Annotated in this window: 18 protein-coding genes; 16 read left to right on the forward strand and 2 right to left on the reverse strand. The window is 35.2% G+C overall.

Features of this window, described 5'->3' with window-relative positions:
* Positions 1 to 52 precede the first annotated feature (52 nt).
* The gene (locus LJ207_RS09800; RefSeq protein ID WP_229346319.1) at positions 53 to 1,558 is read left to right on the forward strand and encodes an FGGY family carbohydrate kinase; all 1,506 of its coding nucleotides are present in this window, start codon (positions 53 to 55) and stop codon (positions 1,556 to 1,558) included.
* A gap of 22 nt (positions 1,559 to 1,580) precedes the next feature.
* Entirely contained in the window at positions 1,581 to 3,308 is a 1,728-nt protein-coding gene (locus tag LJ207_RS09805; RefSeq protein ID WP_229346320.1) for an FAD-dependent oxidoreductase, read from the forward strand.
* A 63-nt stretch (positions 3,309 to 3,371) separates the two neighbouring features.
* Here LJ207_RS09805 and hepT read toward each other — a convergent pair whose 3' ends face one another.
* Entirely contained in the window at positions 3,372 to 3,788 is a 417-nt protein-coding gene (gene hepT / locus LJ207_RS09810; protein ID WP_229346321.1) for a type VII toxin-antitoxin system HepT family RNase toxin, read from the reverse strand.
* 7 nt (positions 3,789 to 3,795) lie between these two features.
* Positions 3,796 to 4,212 (reverse strand): type VII toxin-antitoxin system MntA family adenylyltransferase antitoxin, encoded by a 417-nt coding sequence (gene mntA, locus LJ207_RS09815; RefSeq protein WP_229346322.1) that lies wholly within the window; start codon positions 4,210 to 4,212, stop codon positions 3,796 to 3,798.
* A gap of 129 nt (positions 4,213 to 4,341) precedes the next feature.
* Between mntA and LJ207_RS09820 the strand changes: the two genes are divergently transcribed.
* The 14 genes from LJ207_RS09820 to LJ207_RS09885 all read left to right on the forward strand — a co-directional run bounded on the left by LJ207_RS09820 (position 4,342) and on the right by LJ207_RS09885 (position 23,945).
* Positions 4,342 to 5,469 (forward strand): glycerate kinase family protein, encoded by a 1,128-nt coding sequence (locus tag LJ207_RS09820; protein WP_229346323.1) that lies wholly within the window; start codon positions 4,342 to 4,344, stop codon positions 5,467 to 5,469.
* Positions 5,470 to 5,619: 150 nt separating this feature from the next.
* A complete protein-coding gene (gltB, locus tag LJ207_RS09825; protein WP_229346324.1) occupies positions 5,620 to 10,212 on the forward strand; it encodes a glutamate synthase large subunit in 4,593 nt (1,530 codons plus the stop codon).
* Positions 10,213 to 10,233: 21 nt separating this feature from the next.
* On the forward strand, positions 10,234 to 11,703 hold the full coding sequence (locus LJ207_RS09830) for a glutamate synthase subunit beta (protein WP_229346325.1): 1,470 nt from the start codon (positions 10,234 to 10,236) through the stop codon (positions 11,701 to 11,703).
* Between the two features lie 175 nt (positions 11,704 to 11,878).
* Complete coding sequence (locus LJ207_RS09835) at positions 11,879 to 12,613, forward strand: basic amino acid ABC transporter substrate-binding protein (RefSeq protein ID WP_229346326.1); 735 nt, start codon at positions 11,879 to 11,881, stop codon at positions 12,611 to 12,613.
* A 164-nt stretch (positions 12,614 to 12,777) separates the two neighbouring features.
* A complete protein-coding gene (locus tag LJ207_RS09840) occupies positions 12,778 to 13,467 on the forward strand; it encodes an amino acid ABC transporter permease (RefSeq protein WP_229346327.1) in 690 nt (229 codons plus the stop codon).
* Positions 13,457 to 14,215, forward strand: a complete 759-nt coding sequence (locus LJ207_RS09845) for an amino acid ABC transporter ATP-binding protein (RefSeq protein ID WP_229346328.1) — start codon at positions 13,457 to 13,459, stop codon at positions 14,213 to 14,215. Before LJ207_RS09840 ends, LJ207_RS09845 begins: the two co-directional genes overlap by 11 nt.
* The gene (locus LJ207_RS09850; RefSeq protein WP_229346329.1) at positions 14,215 to 14,877 is read left to right on the forward strand and encodes an amino acid ABC transporter permease; all 663 of its coding nucleotides are present in this window, start codon (positions 14,215 to 14,217) and stop codon (positions 14,875 to 14,877) included. The genes LJ207_RS09845 and LJ207_RS09850 overlap by 1 nt, the downstream gene beginning before the upstream one ends.
* A gap of 280 nt (positions 14,878 to 15,157) precedes the next feature.
* The gene (locus tag LJ207_RS09855) at positions 15,158 to 16,675 is read left to right on the forward strand and encodes an FAD-binding oxidoreductase (protein WP_255666848.1); all 1,518 of its coding nucleotides are present in this window, start codon (positions 15,158 to 15,160) and stop codon (positions 16,673 to 16,675) included.
* A 243-nt stretch (positions 16,676 to 16,918) separates the two neighbouring features.
* Positions 16,919 to 18,217 (forward strand): MFS transporter, encoded by a 1,299-nt coding sequence (locus LJ207_RS09860; RefSeq protein ID WP_229346331.1) that lies wholly within the window; start codon positions 16,919 to 16,921, stop codon positions 18,215 to 18,217.
* 6 nt (positions 18,218 to 18,223) lie between these two features.
* Complete coding sequence (locus tag LJ207_RS09865; protein ID WP_229346332.1) at positions 18,224 to 19,018, forward strand: electron transfer flavoprotein subunit beta/FixA family protein; 795 nt, start codon at positions 18,224 to 18,226, stop codon at positions 19,016 to 19,018.
* A gap of 1 nt (position 19,019) precedes the next feature.
* Positions 19,020 to 19,961 (forward strand): electron transfer flavoprotein subunit alpha/FixB family protein, encoded by a 942-nt coding sequence (locus LJ207_RS09870; RefSeq protein ID WP_229346333.1) that lies wholly within the window; start codon positions 19,020 to 19,022, stop codon positions 19,959 to 19,961.
* A 10-nt stretch (positions 19,962 to 19,971) separates the two neighbouring features.
* A complete protein-coding gene (locus LJ207_RS09875) occupies positions 19,972 to 20,751 on the forward strand; it encodes an SDR family oxidoreductase (RefSeq protein ID WP_229346334.1) in 780 nt (259 codons plus the stop codon).
* Between the two features lie 29 nt (positions 20,752 to 20,780).
* Entirely contained in the window at positions 20,781 to 22,211 is a 1,431-nt protein-coding gene (locus tag LJ207_RS09880; RefSeq protein ID WP_229346335.1) for an FGGY-family carbohydrate kinase, read from the forward strand.
* 120 nt (positions 22,212 to 22,331) lie between these two features.
* Entirely contained in the window at positions 22,332 to 23,945 is a 1,614-nt protein-coding gene (locus LJ207_RS09885) for a BCCT family transporter (RefSeq protein WP_229346336.1), read from the forward strand.
* Positions 23,946 to 23,948 lie beyond the last annotated feature (3 nt).

The following is a 23,948-nucleotide window of genomic DNA, read 5'->3' on the forward strand; positions in this document are numbered from 1 at the left end:
TCAAAAAACTATTTTATCAAACTAGTATTTAAAAGAGGAAGGGAGAAAGAAAATGAAAAAATATGTACTGGTTATTGATGAGGGCACAACAGGAACGAGATCGTTAATCTTTGATAAGGAATTTAATATTGTTGCTCAAAGTTATCAGGAATTTACTCAGTATACTCCCGAAGAAAATATGGTAGAACATGATGCAGAAGAAATTTATCAAAAAAGTTTAGAAAATTGCAAAAAAGCTATGGCAGAGGCAGATATAAGTGCTGATCAAATTGATTCAATTGGAATTACAAACCAGCGAGCAACCTGTGTACTCTGGGATAAGAATACAGGTAAACCTATTCATAAAGCTATAGTCTGGCAGGACAGCAGAACTGCAAAAGAATGTGAAGAACTCAAAAATAGTGAGTGGGGAGAAAAAGCCAGACAAAAAACCGGTTGGGAAGTAGCTCCCGTTTATTCTTCAATGATGATCCAGTGGTTATTAGAAAACAAGCCAGAAGTTAAAAAAGAAGTAGAGACTGGAGATATCTTATTTGGCACGATGGATACCTGGTTGATCTGGAAACTTACAGGTGGTAAAAAACATGCAATTAGTTACTCTAATGCTTCTGTAACCGGTAGTCTTAATTTGGAAACTAATCAATGGTATGAAGAATTTCTTGACTATTTAGGTGTACCTGTTAGTATTTATCCAGAGATCATTAATGATTCTGGCGATTTTGGTCAAACTGACCCTGAAATATTTGGGACTGCAATTCCAATCAGAAGCTCAATTGCTGATCAACATGCTGCACTTTTTGCTCAAGAATGTAGAACAGCAGGAACAGCCAAAATCACAAATGGGACCGGTTCATTTGTGGATATCAATATTGGAAATCAATGTGTAGTTCCTGGAGCAGGCTTAAATACTGTAATTGCCTGGAAAATTGGTGATACTACTACTTATGCAGTAGAAGGATATGCAGGAACAACTGGTTCAGCGATTCAGTGGCTTAAAGAAGGCCTGGAAATAATTGATGATGCAGCTGAAACTGAAGCTATGGCAGAATCTGTTGCTGATAGTAATGGAGTATATTTTGTACCTGCTTTAACAGGTTTAAATGCACCATTCTGGGATTCTTTTGCCAGGGGAACAATTATCGGTATTAGTCGGGGAGCAAAAAAAGAGCATATCGTTAGAGCAACTCTGGAAGCTATAGCGTTCAGGATTAAAGATATCTGTGATGTTGTAGAAAATAAAGCTAAAATTGATATGGAAATGGTTAGAATTGATGGAGGAGTATCTAAAAATAACTTCTTAGCTCAACGTATAGCAGATATTCTAGATGCTCAGGTAGATAGACCTGGTTCAATTGAAGCAACCAGTCTTGGAGCAGCTCAAATGGCAGGACTATACACAGGTTTCTGGAAGCAAGAAGAGCTAGAAAATGCAGTAGATATGGAAAGTACTTTTAAACCTAAATTAGATAGTAAAAAAAGAAAAGAAGAATATTTTAAATGGAGAAGAGCAGTTGATAGAGCTGCAAGATGGCTCGATTTTGATTTAGAAGATATTTAGTGGTTGTGATGGGAGGAATATAATGATTGCTCATCTAAAAAAGTTGATTAAAGAAAATGAAAAATTAAATAAATATGATATAGAAATAGAAGTTCAGGCTAATAATGTGATTAAACTAACTGGGGTAGTTGATAACTGGGAAGAGGTAGTTGAGTTTGGTCATTTAGCTGCTAGCTTAGATTCAGTAAAAGGTGTCATTAACAATATTGATACAGCTGAAAAGAAAAAAACTACTATTGAAGCAGAGATAGTAAATGAAAAACTAATTAAAAAAACAGATGTTTTAATTGTTGGGGCAGGTGTTACCGGCTCTGCTATTGCTAGAGAACTTTCAAGATATGAGCTGGATATAGTTGTAATAGACAAAAATTCAGATCTAGCAGAAGGAACTACTAAAGCCAATAATGGAATGATTCATTCTGGTTATGCAGCTACTCCAGGTAGTTTAAAAGCAGAACTTAATGTAAAAGGAAATGCTAAATATGATAGATGGGCTGAAGAACTAAACTTTGATTTAGATAGAACCGGCTCTTTAGTGGTTGGGTTTAGTGAAGAAGATAAAAAACATATAGAAAAGTATTATGAAAAGGGTAAAAAAAATAATGTGCCTGGAATAGAAATACTGAGTGGAGAAGAAGCCAGAGAGTTAGAGCCTAATTTATCAGATAAAGTTAGCTCTGCTCTTTGGACACCTTCAGCAGCTTATGTAGCACCATATGAAGTTACTGTTGCCCTGGCCGAAAATGCTGTAGAAAATGGGGTAGAATTCAAGCTGGAAACTAAATTAACTGCAGTTGATAATCAGAATGGAGAAATCAACAAGGTATATACAGATCAAGGTGTCATAGAATGTAAATATCTGATTAATGCAGCTGGGGTTTATGCTGATCAGGTAGCTGAGCTAGCTGGAGATAGACAGTTCAGTATCCATCCTAGAAGAGGCAGTTTAATAATCTTTGATAAAGAAAAATCAGATGTATTAACTAGAGCAGTTGGGACTACACCTTCTGAACATACCAAAGGTGGGGTTGCCCAACTGACTCCTGAAGGTAATCCACTCTGGGGACCAACAGCGGTTGAAGTTGCTGAGAAAAATAATAAGGCTGTCAGTCAAAAAGATATTGATACTATTATGGAGAAATTTACTTCAATTGTTGATGGTATCGATCACAATGATATTATTACTATTTTTAGTGGAGTAAGAGCTGCCAATTATAAGGAGGATTTTGTTATTGAAGCTTCCCAAAAAATAAAGGGTTTAATTCAGGCAGCAGCAATCCAATCACCAGGGCTTGCATCTTCTCCTGCTATAGCAGAAAAAGTAGTAGAAATACTGCTCAATGAAGAAGAAAAACTAAATCTCCTTAACAAAGAAATTAGGAAAAAAGATAATTTTAAAGCAGAAAGAAATATTCCTAAAGCTTTTCACAAAGCTTCTTATCAAGAAAAAGAAGAACTTTTTAAACAAAATTCTGCTTATGGACATCTTGTTTGCCGCTGTGAAAAAGTAACAGAAGCAGAAATAGTAAATGCAGTTCATTCAAATATAGCTGCTACAACTATGGATGCAGTTAAAAGAAGAACAAGAGCTGGAATGGGAAGATGCCAGGGAGGTTTTTGTGGGCCCCGAGTCATAAAGATTCTGGCTAGAGAACTTAATAAAGAAGTTACAGAGATTACTAAAAAAGGTAGAACTTCAAATATTGTTAAGTTTAAAATTAAAGAAATATTTAAAAAAGGTAAAGCTTAAAAAAACTAAGGACTAAGGTACCAGGCACTTAAATTTAAGTACCTGGTACCTTTAATTAGTGTGCTATTTATTTTCAAGATAATTATTGATATGTTCTGCAAATTTTTTAAAATCATCAAGGCTATTATTTAAAACATTTGCTATAATTTCTACATCTATCTCAGCATATTCATGTACAAGAATGTTTCTAAATCCAGCCATACCTTTTATATTTTCAGCAAATTTTTTAGGGATAATATTATTTTCTCCTAGTTTTATAAATATATCAGCATATTTATCTACTGAAATTCCTTTATCAGCTAAAATATGATTTCCAATATCGAGAATTAACTGAATGGATAACTGTAAGCCTCTTTCTACTATCCACATTTTATCCAAATCATTTTTAAGTTCATCAGCGCAAATGCCTTCATATTTTCTTAGCTGTTTTAAATATTTGTCTAATTCCTGAATTTTTTTATTGACTATTTTTCGTTTCATAATATTTTCAACTCCCAAACCTTTTTTCTTTTATTCTTTTAGTCAAATATTCTGACTGTACTTTATACATTGGTAAAAAATCTAAATATTCTCGCATTGTCTTTTCATGAAAGCGATTTCTTTTTTGAGCTGATTTATTAATTAATAGTACTCCATTTTTTAAAATATCATGGGCAAATGCTGCAGTTATATTATTTAAGATGACTAGATCAATATCTCTATTAACAGCTGCTTGAAGTTCTACTATTAATTCGCTTCGATAACCAAAAACTCCACTCTGGGGTTTTTTGTTTTGGTCTATATATATTGCTAAATCTATATCGCTAAGAGGGTTTTCTTTATTTTCAGCAAAAGATCCAAAAAGATAAGCAAATATTATTTCTTTTCTATTTGAAAGAATTTCTTTGATTTTTTCTATATCCATTTTATCTCCTCTTTTCTTAATATAATTATATGCTGAAAAATTCATAATAGCAAATTTGTACTTTTAAACTTTCTGACTTATAATTTAAATAGTATATTCTTTTTTTAAAAAAATAAGGAGTGGTAAATCATGAAAGTTCTTGTTGCCCCAGATTCATTTAAAGGTTCATTAACAGCTTTAGAGGCTGCAGAAAATATAAAAAAAGGGATTAAAAACTTTGACTCAGAGATTGAGGTTGATTTGCTTCCTCTGGCTGATGGTGGAGAAGGAACGGTTCAGTCTTTGGTAGATGCTGCTGGTGGAGAAATTATCAAAAAAGAGGTTAAAGGTCCACTGGGAGATAAAGTTACAGCTTTTTATGGTCTTTTAAGAGAGCAGAATACTGCTGTAATAGAAATGGCTGCTGCATCTGGATTACCACTGCTGAGTGAAGAAGAGAGGAATCCTTTAAAAACAACTACTTATGGGACAGGAGAGCTGATTAAAGCAGCTTTAGATAAGGGAGTAGAAAAGATAATTATTGGGATTGGGGGTAGTGCTACCAATGATGCTGGGGTGGGGATGGCCCAGGCCCTGGGAGCAAAGATTACCGATAAAAATGGTGGGCCCTTAGCTTTTGGCGGAGAAAGTTTAGCTGAAATAAAAAATATAGATTTAAGCACTTTAGATCCGAGATTAAAAAAAGTAGAAATTTTAGCTGCCTGTGATGTAGATAACCCTCTTTATGGTAAAAATGGAGCTGCTTATGTTTATGCAGCTCAAAAAGGTGCTGATCAAGAGATGGTTGAAGTTTTAGATCAAAATTTGAGGATTTTTAATCAGGTTGTTAAACAGGAGCTTGGTGTTGACAGCAATAAAATAGCTGGTGCTGGTGCAGCTGGTGGGCTTGGAGCTGGTTTAGCAGTATTTTTGGGAGCAGAATTAAAATCAGGAATTGAGATCATTTTAAACAGTCTTGATTTTGAGTCCAGGCTGGAAGGGGTTGACCTTTTAATAACTGGTGAAGGGATGTTAGATGGCCAGAGTATTTATGGTAAGGTACCTACAGGAGCTGCAGAGCGGGCTCAAGCAAAAGAGATAGCTGTAATAGCTCTAGCAGGGAGCTTAGGTGAAGGGGTAGAAAAAGTTCTAGACCATGGTATTGATGCCTATTTCAGTATTATTGACAGACCAGCTGATTTGGAAACAATAATGGCAGCTAGCCCAAAACTGCTCAGTAATTTAAGTGAACAGTTGATGCGGGTCTTATCAATCTAGTCAATTTCTCCATATAATCCCTGTATACAGGTATAGAAATCATGACTTCTATTTACAGTTTCAGCTTTTAGATTTATACTATGAAGTACACCTTTTAAGATTTAATTAGCAGGAGAGAAGCGAAAATATTTAAGAGAAGGAATGATTATTATGCGATTTAGTAGAATGCCTGAAAAGCAGGGATTGTACAGTCCAGAATTTGAACATGATGCTTGTGGGATGGGCTTTGTAAGCCATATAAAAGGAAGAAAGTCCCACCAGATAGTAGAACAGGCACTTGAGGTGCTGGTAAATTTAAGTCACCGAGGAGCTACAGGCAGTGAAGAAAACACAGGAGATGGAGCAGGTATTTTGCTGCAGATTCCTGATCAATTTTTAAGAGCTAAGGCTTTAGAAAATGATTTTCAGCTACCTGAGTTAGGTGATTATGGAGTGGGATTGGTCTTCCTGCCTCCTGAAAAAGAAAAAAGAGATGTGATAGTTAAAATAATAGAAGATATTACTGCAGATGAGGGGCAAAAAGTTCTCGGCTGGAGAGATGTACCAATTGATGCATCGGAAATTGGTAACTCAGCTAGAGAGGTTATGCCCTATTTTAAGCAGATTTTTATTCAGCGCTCTGCTGAGGTAGAAGCAGGGATTGATTTTGAACGTAAACTATATTTAATTCGTAAAAAATTAGAAAAAAAGCTTAGAAATTCAGAATATAAGGGGGAGCTGTATCTAGCTTCTCTGTCCAGTAGAACTTTAGTCTATAAAGGGATGCTGACTCCAGGCCAGCTTAAGGGATTTTTCCCTGAGCTGAGTGATCCTAGGCTTAAATCAGCAATAGCCCTTATTCATTCTCGTTTTAGTACAAATACCTTTCCCAGCTGGGAGAGAGCCCATCCCAACCGCTATTTAATCCACAATGGTGAGATTAATACCATGCTTGGTAATCAAAATTGGATGCGGGCAAGAGAAGGTCTTTTTGCAACTGAGGCTTTTGGTGATGATTTAGCTGAACTGCTGCCGGTTATCAATGAAGATGGTAGTGATTCAGCTCGTTTTGACAATGCATTAGAATTTCTTCATTTATCAGGTAGGTCTCTGGCCCACTCGATAATGATGATGATTCCAGAGCCCTGGGAGCATAATGATTTAATGGAAGCGAAAAAAAGAGATTTTTATCACTTCCACAGTACTTTAATGGAAGCCTGGGATGGTCCAGCTGCTATGGCCTTTACAGATGGAACAAGAGTAGGGGCAGTACTTGATAGAAATGGTCTCCGCCCTTCCCGCTATTATATTACCGATGATGATCTTTTAATAGTTGCTTCAGAGGTGGGAGTATTAGATCTACCGGAAGAAAAGATAGTCAGCAAACAGAGGCTTGAACCTGGTAGAATGCTGCTCTTAGATACCGAAGAGGGCAGGATTATCAATGATAAAGAACTTAAAGCAGAAATCGCTTCAGCTGAGCCTTATGGCAAATGGCTGGATCATAATCTAATTAAAATGGAAGAGATAAATAATGATCAAGATAGTGAGCAGGATCTGCAGATCGATTCAAAGCGGCTGCTCAGAATGCAGAAAAGCTTTGGCTATAGTTATGAAGATCTACAAAAAATCTTGATTCCGATGGCTAGAGATGGAGTTGATCCTATTGGATCAATGGGTAATGATGCCTCACTGGCTGTTTTATCTGATCAACCACAGCTCTTATATAATTATTTTAAACAGCTTTTTGCTCAGGTAACAAACCCTCCTATTGACTCGATTCGAGAGAAGTTGATTACTGCCAGCAAATCATATCTGGGTTCAGAAGCTAATCTGCTTGCACCAGAGGCTAAAAGCTGTAGACAGCTGGAATTAGAAGATCCTTTTTTGACTAATGCTCAGCTTAAAAAGATCAAAGAGCTTGATCAGCCCGGTTTTAAAACAGCCGAAATAGATATTGTCTTTGCCAAAAAAGAAAATGATTTAGAAAAAGCAATTAAAGATCTTTTTGCTGAGGTTGATAGATTAATTGCAGAAGGAACAAATATTATCATCTTAACAGATAAAAAAGTTGATGCTGATCAGATGCCGATTCCAGCCTTACTTGCTGTATCTGCTATTCACCATCATCTGATTAAAAATGGTAGTAGAACTAAGGTTTCGATTGTCTTAGAATCAGGTGAGCCAAGAGAGGTACATCATTTTTCTCTCTTAATTGGTTATGGCTTAGATGCTGTTAACCCCTATTTGGCCTATGCCTCTATAGTTGAGCTGGTTAAAGAAGGCTATTTAGATATGGATAGCAAAAAGGCAGTGCAAAAATATATTAAGGCCTCTGTCAAAGGTGTTATTAAGGTAATGGCCAAGATGGGGATTTCAACTATCCAAAGTTACAGAGGTGCCCAAATCTTTGAGGCGATAGGAATCGGAGATGAAGTAATTGATAAGTATTTCTGTCGTACTCCTTCTCGGATCGGCGGAATTGGCTTAAAAGAAATAGCCAAAGAAAGTCAGCTTAGACATGATAGTGCCTTTAAGGGAATCAAAATAGAAAGAGATACCCTTGATCCCGGCAGCAATTTTGGCTGGCGTAAAGATGGAGAAGAACATCTATATAATCCAGAAACAATCTATCTGCTGCAGAGAGCAGTAAGAGAAGATAATTATCAACTATATAAAGAATATGCAGCTAAAATAAATGATCAAAGTGATAAAATGTTAACTTTAAGGGGACTGCTTGAGCCTGATTATACTGCTGAAGCTATTCCTTTAGAAGAGGTTGAAGCAGCTGAAAATATTATGAAGCGCTTTAAAACAGGTGCAATGTCATATGGATCAATCAGTGGAGAAGCCCATGAAGCACTTGCCATTGCTATGAATAGAATCGGTGGTAAGTCTAATACAGGTGAAGGTGGAGAAGACCCTGAGCGTTATACAAGAGATGAAAATGGTGATCTCCGCAATAGTGCTATCAAACAGGTTGCTTCAGGTCGCTTTGGGGTTGATTCAAGTTATTTAGTTTCTGCTGAGGAGATTCAAATCAAGATGGCTCAAGGGGCAAAACCTGGTGAAGGTGGTCAGCTGCCGGGTAAAAAGGTTTATCCCTGGGTAGCTGAAGTAAGAGGAACAACCCCAGGAGTTGGTTTGATCTCTCCTCCTCCTCATCATGATATTTATTCGATCGAGGACTTAGCCCAGCTGATCCATGACCTTAAAAATGCTAACCGTGATGCTGATATAAATGTTAAGCTGGTATCAGAGGTTGGAGTAGGTACTGTAGCAGCTGGAGTAGCTAAGGGTAAGGCAGATGTAATTTTGATTTCAGGTTATGATGGAGGTACAGGAGCTTCTCCTAGAACCAGTATAAGACATGCAGGTTTACCCTGGGAGCTTGGCTTAGCTGAAACCCATCAAACCCTGGTTATGAATAATCTAAGAGATAGAGTTAAATTAGAAACAGATGGTAAGATTATGACAGGTAAAGACCTGGCAGTTGCAGCAATGTTGGGAGCTGAGGAATATGGTTTTGCAACAACCCCTTTAGTTGCTCTAGGCTGTGTGATGATGAGGGTCTGTAATAAAAATACCTGTCCGGTTGGAGTTGCAACCCAGGATCCAGAATTAAGAAAGAAATTTACCGGTAAAGCAGAACATGTTGTTAATTTCATGCGTTTTATGGCTGAAAACTTGCGAGAGGAAATGGCAGCCTTAGGCTTTAGAACTATTGATGAGATGGTAGGTCGGGTTGATAGGTTAGGCAGAGATAAGGCTTTTGATCACTGGAAGGCAAAAGGGCTTGATTATTCAGCAATTCTACATCAGCCAGACGTTGCCAAAAAGAAAGCTGTTTTCTGTCAGCAAAAACAAGATCACGGCCTGGAAAATAGTTATGATCTGAGAGAACTGCTTGAGCTAACAAAGGCTGCAATTGAAACTGGAGAAGCAATAGAAAAAGACCTGCCGATTAAAAATACCGATCGGGTGGTTGGAACCATTCTCGGTAGTGAAATAACAAAGAGATATGGTCAAGCTGGTTTAAAAGAAGATACTATTAAATTGAATTTCAAAGGTTCAGCTGGACAGAGTTTTGCCGCCTATTTACCCAAAGGGGTAAGATTTAGCTTGAGTGGAGACAGTAATGATTATCTGGCTAAGGGATTATCTGGTGGTAAGGTAATTGTTAAAAAACCGGCTGAAGCCTCATTTAAAGCTGATGAAAATATTATTATCGGTAATGTAGCCTTTTTTGGTGCTACTGCTGGTAAAGCCTATATAGAAGGAGTAGCCGGAGAAAGATTTGCGGTCCGTAATAGTGGAGCTGAAGCTGTTATAGAAGGGCTTGGTGACCACGGCTGTGAGTATATGACAGGTGGTAGAGTTGTTGTGCTCGGCTCGGTTGGTCGTAATTTTGCGGCTGGAATGACCGGAGGAACAGCTTATGTACTTGATCTAGAAGGAGATTTTGTTCAAAAAGCCAATCAGGAGATGGTTGATTTAGAGGTTCTAACTGAGGTTGAAGATGGCCCGATAGTTAAAGCAATGATCGAAGAACATCTTGCTTATACAGGTAGTCTTAAAGCAGAAGAAATCTTAAATAACTGGTCAGAATATAAGCATAAATTTATTAGAGTTATGCCTAGAGATTATCAGCGGATGATCAGAGCAATCGAAGACTTTAAAGAACAGGGTTTAAGTAGAGATGATGCCTTAATGAGAGCTTTTGAAGAAAATGCTCAAGACAAAGCCCGTGTCAGCGGTAATTAAAGCAGGAGAGGAGAATAGATTATGGGTAAAGCAACTGGTTTTATAGAATATCAGCGGGAAGTGCCACAAGAGCGCCCGGTTGAAGATAGAATTAAAGATTGGCAGGAATTTAAAACTAAGTTCTGCAGTGAAGAAGCTGCTAAAATTCAGGGAGCCCGCTGTATGGAATGTGGAATACCTTTCTGTCACAGTGGATTGGAAATTGGAGGTATGGTTTCAGGTTGTCCGGTTAATAATTTGATACCAGAATGGAATGATTTGATCTATAAAGGGAAGTGGAAAGAAGCTGTTAGAAGACTGCTTAAAACCAATAATTTCCCCGAGTTTACAGGTAGGGTCTGTCCTGCTCCCTGTGAGGGTTCTTGTACTTTAGGCCTGAATGAGCCTGCAGTAACCATTAAACAAAATGAATATCAGATTATAGAGAAGGCTTTTGCTGAAGGCTGGATTAAACCACAACCACCTGAAAGTAGAAGTGGCAAAGCTGTGGCAGTTGTTGGTTCAGGTCCAGCCGGTCTGGCAGCAGCTGATCAGTTAAATAAATTAGGCCACTGGGTTAAAGTCTATGAACGTCAGGATAGAATAGGTGGATTATTAACCTATGGTATACCAAATATGAAACTTGATAAAGAAGAGGTTGTTAAAAGAAGACTGGATATTATGGAAAAAGAAGGAGTAGAATTTAAAACCGGGATTGAAGTTGGTAAAGATCTGAGTTTAAAAGAGCTGCAGGAAGATAATGATGCGGTTGTTTTAGCTGCTGGAGCAACAAAAGCTAGAGATCTTAAGGTTCCCGGTAGAGATGCGGAAGGTGTCCACTTTGCAGTAAAATTCCTTAAAGAAAATACCAAAAAGATTTTAGATGCAGAAAACCCAGCTTATATTTCAGCTGAAAATAAGGATGTAATAGTAATTGGTGGTGGGGATACGGGTACTGACTGTGTAGCTACTTCTATTCGTCAGGGCTGTAATAGTGTAACTCAGTTTGAGATTATGCCCCAACCCCCTAAGGAAAGACAGCTCAATAACCCCTGGCCAGAATGGCCCAAAATAGAGAAGTTAGATTATGGGCAGGCAGAAGCCAAAAAACTTTATGGTTCTGATCCCAGAGAATATTTAATTATGACCAAAGAGATTATTAAAGATGAGTCAGGTCATGTCAAAGCACTTCGAACTGTTAAGATCAACTGGGATAAAGATGAAAATGATAACTTTATTCCTGTAGAAAGAGAGGGTACAGAAAAGATCTGGCCTGCCGATTTGGTTTTGATCGCAATGGGCTTTTTAGGACCTGAAGATAGCTTTATCTCAGCAAATGCTTTAGATCAAGATCAGCGTTCTAATGTTAAGGCAGCTTATGGTGATTTTAGAACAAATCTTGAAGGAGTTTTTGCTGCTGGAGATATGCGCAGAGGTCAGAGCTTAGTTGTTAATGCCATTGATGAAGGTAGAAAGGCTGCAAAATCGGTAGATCAGTATTTAGCAGAGTAAATAAATAAAGGGATTATCAGCTAAGTTGCTTGATTTTTCAGCTTTAATGTAGTAAAATTAACTTTAAATAATCTTTCTTTATTAAAGATTAAAGAATATTTTTTTTGCTTTTAGTAATTATTATCTTAGGAGCGAGTATTTAGAAAAAACAATTTTTAAGGGAGGAAATTTAATAATGAAAAAGACTTTAGTTTTAATGCTTTTAGTTTTTGCTGTGTTTGCTTTTAGTTTTTCAGCTTATGCTGAAACCTATGTAGTAGGAACCAGTGCTGGTTTTCCACCTTTTGAGTATGTAGAAGATGGAGAAATTGTTGGTTTTGATATGGATTTAATTACCGAGATTGGTAAAAGACAGGGTTTTGAGGTTGAATTTAGAGATATCAGTTTTGATTCTCTACCTCCAGCTTTAACTACCGGCAGTATTGATATTATTGCAGCTGCTATGACTATTACTGAAGAAAGAAAAGAACTATTTAACTTTTCTGATCCATACTATTCTGCCAATCAGTCTGTATTAGTTCATGAGGACTCTGAAGTTGGTTTACCTGTTTTATTTGGTGATAATGATATTGGTGTTCAAACAGGTACTACTGGTGATCTCTGGGTACAGGATCATTTAGTTGAGCCCGGTATTTTAACAGGTAATGTTAGAAACTATGATAGTTTTGTCTTAGTTATTAGAGATCTGTCAAATAGAAATATCGATGGTGTTGTTTTAGATAAACCTGTTGGTGAAACATATAGTCAGGGCAATCCTGTTAAAGTTGTAGCAGAGATTATTACCGGTGAAGAATACGGAATGGCTGTTGCCAAAGGTAATGATGAATTATTAGAAAAAATCAATGCCGGTTTAGAAGAGGTTATTGCAGATGGAACAATGGATGAATTAATCGAAAAGTACTTTGAGTAAAATAATAATTGAATTTTTGGTTCTAAGCTAGTATAATATTAAATTGTATAAGCTATTGAAATATCTAAAAGCTTAAAGCAGTTGAGTTTATTATTAACTCTGGCTTTAAGCTTTTATTTTACTAAAAACTTTAGTATTTTTTTGTTTTAAGAAAGGGTTATTTTATGATAGAAAATATTGATTTAATTCAAAGTGCATTACCATTTTTACTTAGGGGTACAGTTGTTACTATCCAGCTTACATTCTGGAGCCTTCTTTTAGGTGTAGTTGTTGGTTTGCCCTTAGCTTTTGCCCAGGTATATGGGAATAAGGTGGTAACTTTTTTTACTGCCATTTATGAGAGAATTGCTAGAAGTATTCCCCTGCTGGTTATACTTTTATTGATAAATTATGCTTTACCGATGCTGGGTTTTAGAATTCCTGTTTTTAGGGCTGCTGTCTTAGGGATAGGACTGAGAAGTTCAGCCTATCAATCACAGATTTATCGGGGAGCGATTCAATCTGTTAGTGGTTCACAGCTGAAGGCTGCAATGTCATTAGGGATGAACAAGCTAACCGCTTTTACCCATATTATTGCTCCACAGGCAATTAGAATTGCAATTCCTCCTGTTACTAATGAATCAGCAATTGTTTTAAAAGATACCTCACTTGCTTTTACAATTGGGGTTGTGGAATTGGTTAGACAGGGAGATTATTTTATCGCTACTTCTAATGAGCCGATGGTTATTTACCTAACTGTTGCCGCAATTTATTTTGTTTTAACTACTACTATTAACCTGGCCCTCTCTTTATTTGAAAAGAAATACAAGATACCGGGGATAGGAATCGAAGGAGGACATTCAGATGCCTACTAAGCATTTATTAAAAATAGAGGATTTACATCACAGCTTTGGTGAAGATGAAGTACTAAAGGGTATTTCTCTTGCTTTAAATAAAGGAGAAACCAAAGTTATAGTTGGACCAAGTGGAACTGGAAAAAGTACTATTTTAAATAATATTATTCGTTTAGTTCCTCCTGTTAGTGGTAAGATCTATTTAGAAGATGTGGAGATCACCTCAACCAAAAAGATCAACCAGATTAGGCAGCAGATTGGTTTTGTATTCCAGGATTTTGGTTTATTTAATCATCTTACTGCTAAAGGTAATGTGATGATTGGTTTAACAAAGGTTAAAAAGATGGATAAAAAAGAAGCAGAAAAAATTGCTATGGAAGAACTGGAAAGAGTGGGAATAGGTGGTTTTGCCGATTCTTATCCTTCTCAGTTATCTGGTGGTCAAAAACAGCGGGTTGGTATAGCTAGAGCTTTAGCGATGAAACCTAAATTGATTTTGTTTGATGAACCTACTTCTTCTTTAGATCCAGAATTAACCGGAGAAGTTTTAACAGTTATGAGGAATTTAGCTCAAGAAGGGATGACGATGTTGATCGTTACCCATGAGATGGGTTTTGCCAGAACTGTAGCAGATGAGCTTATTTTTATGGAAGGTGGCCATATTATTGAACAGGGTCCCCCAGAAAAATTATTTAAAAATCCTGAGCATAAAAGAACCAGAGAATTTCTCTTTAAGTTAACTGATTTATATGGTGAGGGTGAAGAATAATGTTAGATATATTTCTTGATTTTTATCCGCTCTTATTTAGAGGTTTAGGTGTTACTTTATTAATTACCCTTATTTCCTGTACATCTGGTACTATTTTAGGGATCTTTCTTTCCCTGGGTAAGATCTATGGAAATAAGCTGGTTTCAAGAACTGTTACCGCTTTTATAGCTATTATTAGGGGAACTCCATTACTGGTACAGTTATTCATTATTTATTATGGTTTACCAGCTTATGGGATTCGATTTGCTCCTATTACTGCAGCGGTAATCAGCTTTATCATTAACTCAGGTGCCTATCAGGCTGAATATTTACGGGGTTCAATCCAATCGGTAAGTTCAGGTCAGCTTAAAGCTGCTCTTTCTCTGGGAATGACAAAATGGATGGGAATTATTCATGTAGTTTTACCTCAAGCCTTAAGAAGGGTTATTCCTGCCTGGACAAATGAATTTATATATATGATCAAGTATTCTTCTTTAGCCTATGTTATTGGTGCTAAAGAACTGATGACAGAGGGTAAGTTAATTGCCAGCCGTAATTTTCAATTCTTTAATGTCTATATGGTTGTCGCTTTAATTTATCTAGTTGTAATAATTATCTTTGTCCATTTATTTAATAAGTTTGAGAAGAAAGTTGCTATCCCAGGTTTTGATTTTGAAAGATAAACAGAAAAAAATATCTCGATATTATATCTCAACCATTAAAGAAATTGAATTTTCTTTGCTGGTTGAGTTTTTTTATGCCTGTAGATAAAAAAAATATAGAATTAAAATCTTTTAATGGAATTATATAGAAACAAAAAGTAGAAAGTTTTCCATTATAACTATAAAAAAAGCAAATAAAACGAAAATTTTCTACTTTTTCTCTTGACATCGACAAATTTGCGTATTATAATGAGTTTAAATTGAAATAGTCAAATAAATTTAAAAATTTAAAATCATCAAAATGAGGTGGGAAAAAGTGAGTGTAGCTCAGCAAGCTAAGAAAAAAGAAATTGTGGACGATCTAATTGATTTATTGTCGGCAGAACAGGTAAATACCAATGAAGAAGATTTATATGAAGCATCAGTGGATAGGTATAAGAAATTTGCTTATGCACGCAATGCTGTTGATGTTCCTAAACCAGCAGCAATAGTTTATCCGAATTCCTCAGAAGAAGTAAGCAGCATTTTAGAATTTTGTAATCAGCAAAAGATTAATGTAATTCCTAGAAGTGGTGATACTTCAACAGAAGGGGGGTTAGAAAACTGGAAAGAAAATACCATAATTATTGATGCAGAAAATTTAGACAAGATTGTAGATATCAATACTTATAATATGGAAGCAAAAGTTCAGGCAGGAGTGCCATTAGAAGAACTGGAAAATGCCCTTAGAGAAAAAGGCTTTACAACTGGACATTCTCCACAATCTAAACCTGTAGCAAAAATGGGTGGCCTTGTGGCAACAAGAAGTATAGGTCAGCTTTCAACTTTATATGGTGGAATTGAAGATATGGTTATTGGATTAGAGTGTGTATTTCCTGATGGACACATAGCTAATATCAAAAATGTTCCTAGAAGAGCTGGTGGCCCGGATATTAGGCATATTGCAATAGGTAATGAGGGTACACTCTGTTACATAACAGAAGTTACAGTTAAAATATTTAAATATTATCCTGATAACAATAAGTTTTATGGTTATCTTACAGAGGACATTGAAACAGGGATCAAAGTTTTAAGAGAAGTAATGGTTAATGGTTACCGTCCTTCAGTGGCAAGAGCATATTCTGAAGAGGATGCTAATCAACATTTCTATCACTTCAGTAAAGATAAATGTGTTCTGATTTTAATGGCAGAAGGACCAGAAAATATTGTTGAGGCTACTGGTGAAGCAATTGAAGAAGCAGTTGAAAAGTTTAGTGATGGTATTATAGAAGAGGTGGATAGTGAACTAATTGAAAACTGGTTTAATAACTTAAACTGGTCACAACAAGATATTGATGATGAATATGAAGGTATGATTGAAAATGATTCACATACCGGATTCACCACAGAAATATCTGCTAATTGGGAAACTATACCGGTAATTTATAATAATGTTATGAGGAGAATTAAAGAAGAATTTCCTCGTGCTCATGAATTAACTCTGCTTGGTGGTCATTCATCTCACAGTTATATTAACGGAACAAATTTATATTTTGTCTACAATTATGAAATCAATTGTGCACCTGAAGATGAATTAAGAGTTTATCACCATCCAATTCACAAGATTATTGTAGAAGAGACCTTAAAACAAGGTGGTTCAATGTGTCATCACCATGGAATAGGAAAATACAGAAGTGAATGGACTAAAGAAGAACATGGATCTGCATATTATATGCTGGAAAAGCTCAAAGAAGTATTTGATCCAAATGATATTATGAATTATGGATCAATTTTCCCTAAAGAAGATGGGATTAAAAAATATATAAATAAAGAAAAATAAATAAAAATAAATAAAAAAAGAGGTATCCTTCTTTGAATTTCTAATAAAACAACAGGCATTGTTCTAATATTCAAAGAAGGAATCCTCCTAAATATTTTATCAGAAAAGAGCTTAAATTAAAACAGAATATCAGTTTTAATTTGTTAAATTTAATTATTTTTTATTTATAAAATTTAGAATCTTTTAAATTTAGCAAAACAAGTTATTGATCATATCAACTTCGACTTAAAAAAGGAGGAAATAATGTTTGATAATATAAAAACTAAGGATTTAAAAAGGTATATTCAATTTGCTTTAATAGTTTTATCTGCTGGAGTTATATATCCTGTGGTATATTTAAGAACTCAATTTCAAGAAAGTATACTTCAGGTCTTTAATATGACCGCAGCCCAGTTAAATACAATTTACTCTATATTAGGGATAGTCTTTATTATTGGTTACTTACCAAGTGGTTTTCTCAGTGATAAATTTTCTGCCAAAAAATTATTAACAGTTTCTCTTTTGGGAACTTCTTTAGGAGGCTTTTGGTTTGCCCGAGTTCCAGATTATTCGCAAATACAAATAATATTTGCAATCTGGGGATTCTTCACAGTATTTACTTTTTGGAGTGCCCATATGAAACTGGTAAAAATGCTGTCTAGTGATGAAGATGAAGGAAGATTTTTTGGTATTCTAGATGGGGGTAGAGGTATTGTAGAAGCAGCTCTGGGAAGTTTAGCAGCATTTATCTTTGCTAGAATTTTAGGAAATAGTACCGCCTTAGCTGCAAGAACCGATGCTTTAATTTCAGTGATATATATGTATTCATTTGTTTTATTAATTACCGCAGTTCTTGTCTTCTTTTTTGTGGAGGAACAGAAAAAGACCTCTAAAAATACAAAGCAAAAAGAAAAGACTTCACAATTTGAACTTTCTGATATAAAAAAGGTTTTAAAGAATAAATATGTATACCTCCAGGGTGGTATTGTTTTCATGGGTTATGCGGTTTTTTGGACCTCATATTATGTTGGGGGTTTTCTAGAAACAAATGTCGGAGCAAGTTCAGTAGCGGTTGGTACTGTTATGAGTATTGTTTTATGGATGAGACCGGTAGGTGGTTTTGTTGGGGGATATTTAGCTGACAAAATCGGTAAAGAGAAAACTATCGGGGGAGCACTAGCAGGTGGAGTTCTTTGTCTTCTTTTAATTGCTACTTTACCTGTAACACTTAATAACTTTATTTTTTATGCATTAGCGGTAGTATTTGCTGTTTTTTATTATGCCATTAGAGGTACATACTGGGCATTACTTGGGAAAGCAAAAATAAAACCTGTTATTATGGGGACTGCAATAGGTTTAATATCACTGATAGGATACTTCCCAGATATAATCATACCTCAGGTAAATACCTTACTATTTGATACTTTTGGTCCCAATGGTGGTTATAATGCTTATTTTATAGTTAGTGCTGTAGTGGGACTAATCGGCATCTTGATCGCATTTGCTTTCTATAGAATAAATCAAAAAGAAACACAAGAAATTATAGAGGAAGAGGTTGCATAAATAATTATGAAAATTATCTGTCTTGTTAAATATGTTCCTAATGTAGAGGATATAAAATACGATTATGAAAAGAATATCTTAATTAGAGATAATGTAAAATTAATACTTAATCCTGATGATGCCTGTGCAGTAGCTTTTGCCCTTGAATTGAAAGAGCATCAGCCTGAGCATGAGATAGAAGTTATAACAATGGGTCCAAAATCGGTTAAACCCTTTGTTGAAGATCTGCTGAGAAGAAATGTTGATAAAGCAAGCATTATTTCCGATAAGTTATTTGCAGGTAGTGATACTTATGCAACAAGTAAAATATTGTCCCATTATCTAAAAGATAAAGAATTTGATTGTATTTTAACAGGAACAAATAGCCTGGATGGTGATACATCACATATCCCTTCTCAAATAGGAGAGTTATTGGGTTTAAACCAAATGTCAAATATAACTAAAATTGACCTGGCAAGATTTAAAAAAACCAAGGCAGTGATTGAAGTAGAAAATGGAGAAAATGTATTAACTTATGCAATGCAGCTGCCTGCTATCTTGAGCCTTAGAAAAGAAAGTGATTATAAACTACCTTATATTGAATATGAGAATATGTCTTTAGATGTTAGTGATAGATTAGATATCATTTCCAATCAAGAGCTAGGTCTTGCTAAAGAAGAAATAGGTCTTAAAGGATCTTTAACAAAGGTAGTTAATACCTATAATAAGAACTTTGAAGAAAAAGACAAAGTAGTAGTTGAAAATAATGAAGAAGGTATTGATTTTGTCTACTCATTTTTAAAAAAGAAAGGCTTTGTTTAAAATGAAAAACACTTTAATTTATATTGACCAAGAAAATATAATAAACTCAATAGAATTATTGGAGGTTGCCAGACAAATCCATGCTGATCAAGAATATCAAAGTTTTGGTCTATTAATCAATCAGCAAATAGAGAATAAATATCTAGGTGAATTTGATTCAATTATCAATATCAAAGATCAAAACATAAAAAGTTATGACCAGCTTGCTTTAACAGATGTGATAGAAGAGCTTCAAAATGAATATCAATTTGAGAGCATTATAATACCAGCAACTCACATTGGAAGGATGCTGGCACCTCGTTTAGCAATGAGACTTCATGTTGGTTTAGTTGCAGATGTAACAGAGATCAAAAAAGATGAAAAAAGCTTAGAATTGATCAGGCCGGCTTTTAGTGGAAGGATTATGGCTGGGATTGAAACAAATGCAAAAAAACCAATTATGTTGACAGTTAGACAAAATGTTTTTACTCATCATATCGATCAGAATAAAGAACTAAAGATGATTAATTATCAGCCTAATAATTATAATAAAGCTGAAATTGATTTATTAGAAAAAAAGCAATGTGAATTATCTTATGATATTCGTGAAAGTGAAATTTTAGTTTCAGGGGGTGGTGGAGCTCTTAAAGATTTTGAGCAAATCAAAAATCTAGCAGATAAATTAAATGCTGAGGTTTCAGCAAGTAGGAAAATAATAGATGATGGTAAAGCATCTAGAAATATTCAGGTTGGACAGTCAGGTAAAACAGTTAGTCCAGAACTTTACATTGCTTTGGGAATTAGTGGAGCAATTGAACATGTGGCAGGACTAAAAAATATAGAAAATATTATTTCGGTAAATATTAATAAAAATGCTCCTATCTGCAGTCTTTCTGATATAGTTGTAGTGGGAGATGCAATTGAATTTGTTAAAAAATTAGCAAATAAATTAGAAAAAAATTAGGGGGATAAAAATGAAGATTATGGATTTTGATTTGGATATGTTTAGTTTAGAAGGTAAAAACGCTCTGGTTACAGGTGGAAATACTGGGCTTGGACAAGCTTTTTCTACAGCTTTGGCTAAAGGTGGAGCTAATGTTATGGCAGTAGGTTTAGATGATGATGGTGGAGAAACCAAAGAAATGATAGAAGCCTGTGGGAGCGAATATAAATTTATGCAGGCTGATATTACTGAAGATGGCAGATGTAAAGCAGCGGTTGATGCAGTTGTTGATGAATGGGGAAGCATTGATATTTTGGTCAACTGTGCTGGTATATCTATAAATGTTAAAGATGTCACAAAATATACAAGAAAAGAATGGGATAAAATGATTTCTGTTAACTTAACTGCTGCATTTGAGTTGATTCATGAGTCAGCTAAGTATATGATAGAACAAGAAAGCGGTAAAGTTATAAATATTGGTTCTCTTTTCTCCTTCTTAGGTGGACAGTGGTCACCTGCTTATGCTTCTACTAAACATGGTATTGTTGGTTTAACCAAAGCTATGTGTGACGAATTAGCCCAATTTAATGTACAGGTTAATACAATTGCTCCAGGTTATTTTAAAACAAAAATCACTGAAGAAACAAGAAAAAATGAAGAGAGAAACAAAACTATTTTATCACATATTCCTGCTAATAGATGGGGAGATAAAGCTGATTTAATGGGAGCATGTGTATATCTTGCCAGTCCTGCTTCTGATTATGTAAATGGAACTGTACTGACTGTCGATGGCGGTTATTTAGTAAGATAAATTTATATTTCAAAAAGGAGAATCTAAAAATGGCTAAATATATACTTGGTATAGATCAAGGAACTCAAAGCACAAAAGTTACGATTTTTGATACCTTTGGCAAAAAAATTGCTTCTCATACAGAACAGTTAAGGGAAATTCAATTAGGTGATAATGGTAAAGCTATTCATCCTGATGATGATTTATGGACCAGTCTTAAACTGACCTGTAATAAATTATTCGAAAAGTTCGAAGGTAATAAAGATGATATAATTGGGGTAGGCTTATTATCTATTAGATGCTGTAGAGCAGTTATGAAAGAAAATGGCGAATTATATTCACCAGTTCAGAGTTGGATGGATATTAGGCTTTCTCGCCCCTATGAAGTAAAAGATGATGAAATAGCTTATGTTACTACAACAACAGGCTATTTAACCCATAGGTTAACAGGTGAAACAAAAGATACACGCTCTAATTATGTTGGTCCCTGGCCTATTAATCCAGAAACTTTAGAATGGTATGCAGATGAAGAAAAATATACCACTCCTAAAGAAATGTTGTTTGAATTGGTAGACCCTTCTACAGTTTTAGGAGAAGTTACTGAAAAAGCAGCTGAATTAACTGGTATACCGGCTGGACTTCCAGTAGTATCTACCTCAAATGATAAAGCAGCAGAAGGTTTGGGAGCAGGTTTAGTTAATGATGGAACTGTTTTAGTTTCTCTAGGAACATACATAACTTCGATGATGCTAGGTGAAGACTATGATCCAAGCCCAAGCAATTATTTTACTAACCCAGGTGCAACACCAGGCGAATTTCTCTATGAGAGTAGTGGAATTAGAAGAGGTATGTCAACAGTAACCTGGATTAAAGAATTACTGGGTAGTGATATTATAGATGAGGCAGAAAAGAGGGGTATCTCACCGGAAAATTATTTGAATATTTTGGCTGATGATGTTCCAGCTGGTAGTGATGGCTTATATACAATTCTTCATTGGTTACCTCGTCCTAGCAATATTCATGAACGGGGAATAATGCTTGGTTTTAATGGTAAACATAAGGGGCCTCACATGTTCCGCTCCATTTTAGAAGGTATTGCTATGACCATGTATAATAATTCTCAGGCAATGTGTGATGAGTTAGATATTGACCTCAATCATATAGTAGTAAGTGGTGGTGGTTCTAAAGGTGACTTATTCATGCAAATTTTTGCAGATATCTATGGAGTACCTGCCCGCAGAAATGAAGTAAATGGAGCAGCTGGACTTGGTTCTGCAATTTGTGCAGCTTTAGCACTTGATGTATATGAGAGTAGAGAAGAAGCAATAAAGAACATGGTTAACTTTGACGATGAATTTTTACCAAATCAAGAAAATCATGAATTATATCAAGAGATAAACGAAAAAGTATATAAACATATTCCAGAAAAAAATAATGAGCTTCTAAAAAGATCATATCAAATTATTAATGGAAATAATTAATATGATTTAAAAACTAATAGCTGGCAGGTAATTTTATCTGTCAGCTATTTATTAGACTAAATATTTTGAAAATACCAATAGCAATTCAGATTAAAGGAAAATGGGAGGAGAGTTATTTTAATGAAAGAAAAGCAAAAAATAAAAGTTGATCAAGCTAAGAACAAAAAAATTAAGCCTTTAGTATTTTGGCCACCTTTTTTAATATTAGTTAGTGCGGTTGTTTTTAGTTTAGTTAATTATGATGCTTTTTCAGTAGCAATGAACAATGCAAATGATTGGTTGTTGGGAAATTTTAGTGGTTTGTTCAGTATTGGTGCGTTATTGATGTTAATTTTGAGTATTTTTATTATTTTTTCTCCTTTTGGCAGGGTTAAAATTGGTGGCTCTCAGGCTAAACCAATGTTAAGTAAATTTGAATGGTTCTCGATTACTATCTGTACCACTATTGCAATTGGTATTTTGTTTTGGGCAGCAGCTGAGCCAATGTATCATATGATGGAACCACCTACCTCTTTAGGTATAGCTCCTAATAGTGCTCAATCTGCAAATTTTGCTATGTCAACTATGTTTTTGCATTGGACTTTTACCCCTTATGCCATTTATTCCATACCTTCACTGATGTTTGCTTTTGCATATTATAATATGAAAGAGGATTTTAGTTTATCATCACTTCTCACACCTTTATTTGGCAATAGATTAAAGGGAAAAACTTCTAGTATTATAGATGCTGTAGCTTTATATGCATTGGTTGGTGGGATGGCAGCTTCTTTAGGCACAGGTATTTTAACAGTTTCTGGTGGGATTAATAATGTTTTTGCTATTCCAAGCAACCATTTGTTGTGGGCAGTAGTAGCTTTAGCAATTATTGGGACTTTTATAATTTCTGCTTCTACGGGTTTGATGAAGGGGATTAGAATCTTATCTAGTTTAAATGTAAAAGTATTTTTAGTTTTGATTGCTTTTACTTTTATTGTTGGGCCAACAGGATTTTTTATTAATTTTAGTATTGAATCTTTTGGGCACTATTTAAGAAATTTTTTCCAGAGTAGCCTATTTACAGGAGCTGCAGCTGGTGATGACTGGTCAAAATGGTGGACAACATTTTATTGGGCAAATTGGCTGGCCTGGGCACCTGTAACTGCCCTATTTCTGGGAAGAATTGCCTATGGTTATACTGTACGGATGTTTATGTTCGTTAATTTTGTTCTACCTTCATTATTCGGTAGTTTATGGATGTCAATATTCAGTGGAACCGCAATTCATCAGCAGTTAAATGGTCTCAATCTGGCAGGAGCATTAGGTGGTACAGGTCCTGAAGCAGTTTCATTTGCTATGTTTTCTAATCTGCCTCTTTCAGGAATTGTTATTCCATTTTATATATTCATTGCTTTTATCTCTTTTGTTACAGCAGCAGACTCTAATACAAGTGCTATGGCTGGAATAAGTTCTACGGGTATTTCTCCTGATAGTCCTGCTCCACCTCTACATATAAAATTGATTTGGGGATTAACAATTGGAGTTGTAGCCTGGGGAATGATTACTTTTGCCGGGATAGACGGAATAAAAATGCTTTCTAACTTAGGTGGATTTCCTGCTTTGTTTTTAATTTCTTTAGTTGGAATATCTTTGACCTTAGTTGCCTTTAATCCTAAAAAATATGATTCTTTTAAGTCTGACTATGATCAAGCAGGTAGACCTTTAGATAAAAGTGAAATAATAGAAAAAAACAATTAATTT

Source organism: Halanaerobium polyolivorans, assembly GCF_020711195.1.
Taxonomy (GTDB): domain Bacteria; phylum Bacillota; class Halanaerobiia; order Halanaerobiales; family Halanaerobiaceae; genus Halanaerobium; species Halanaerobium polyolivorans.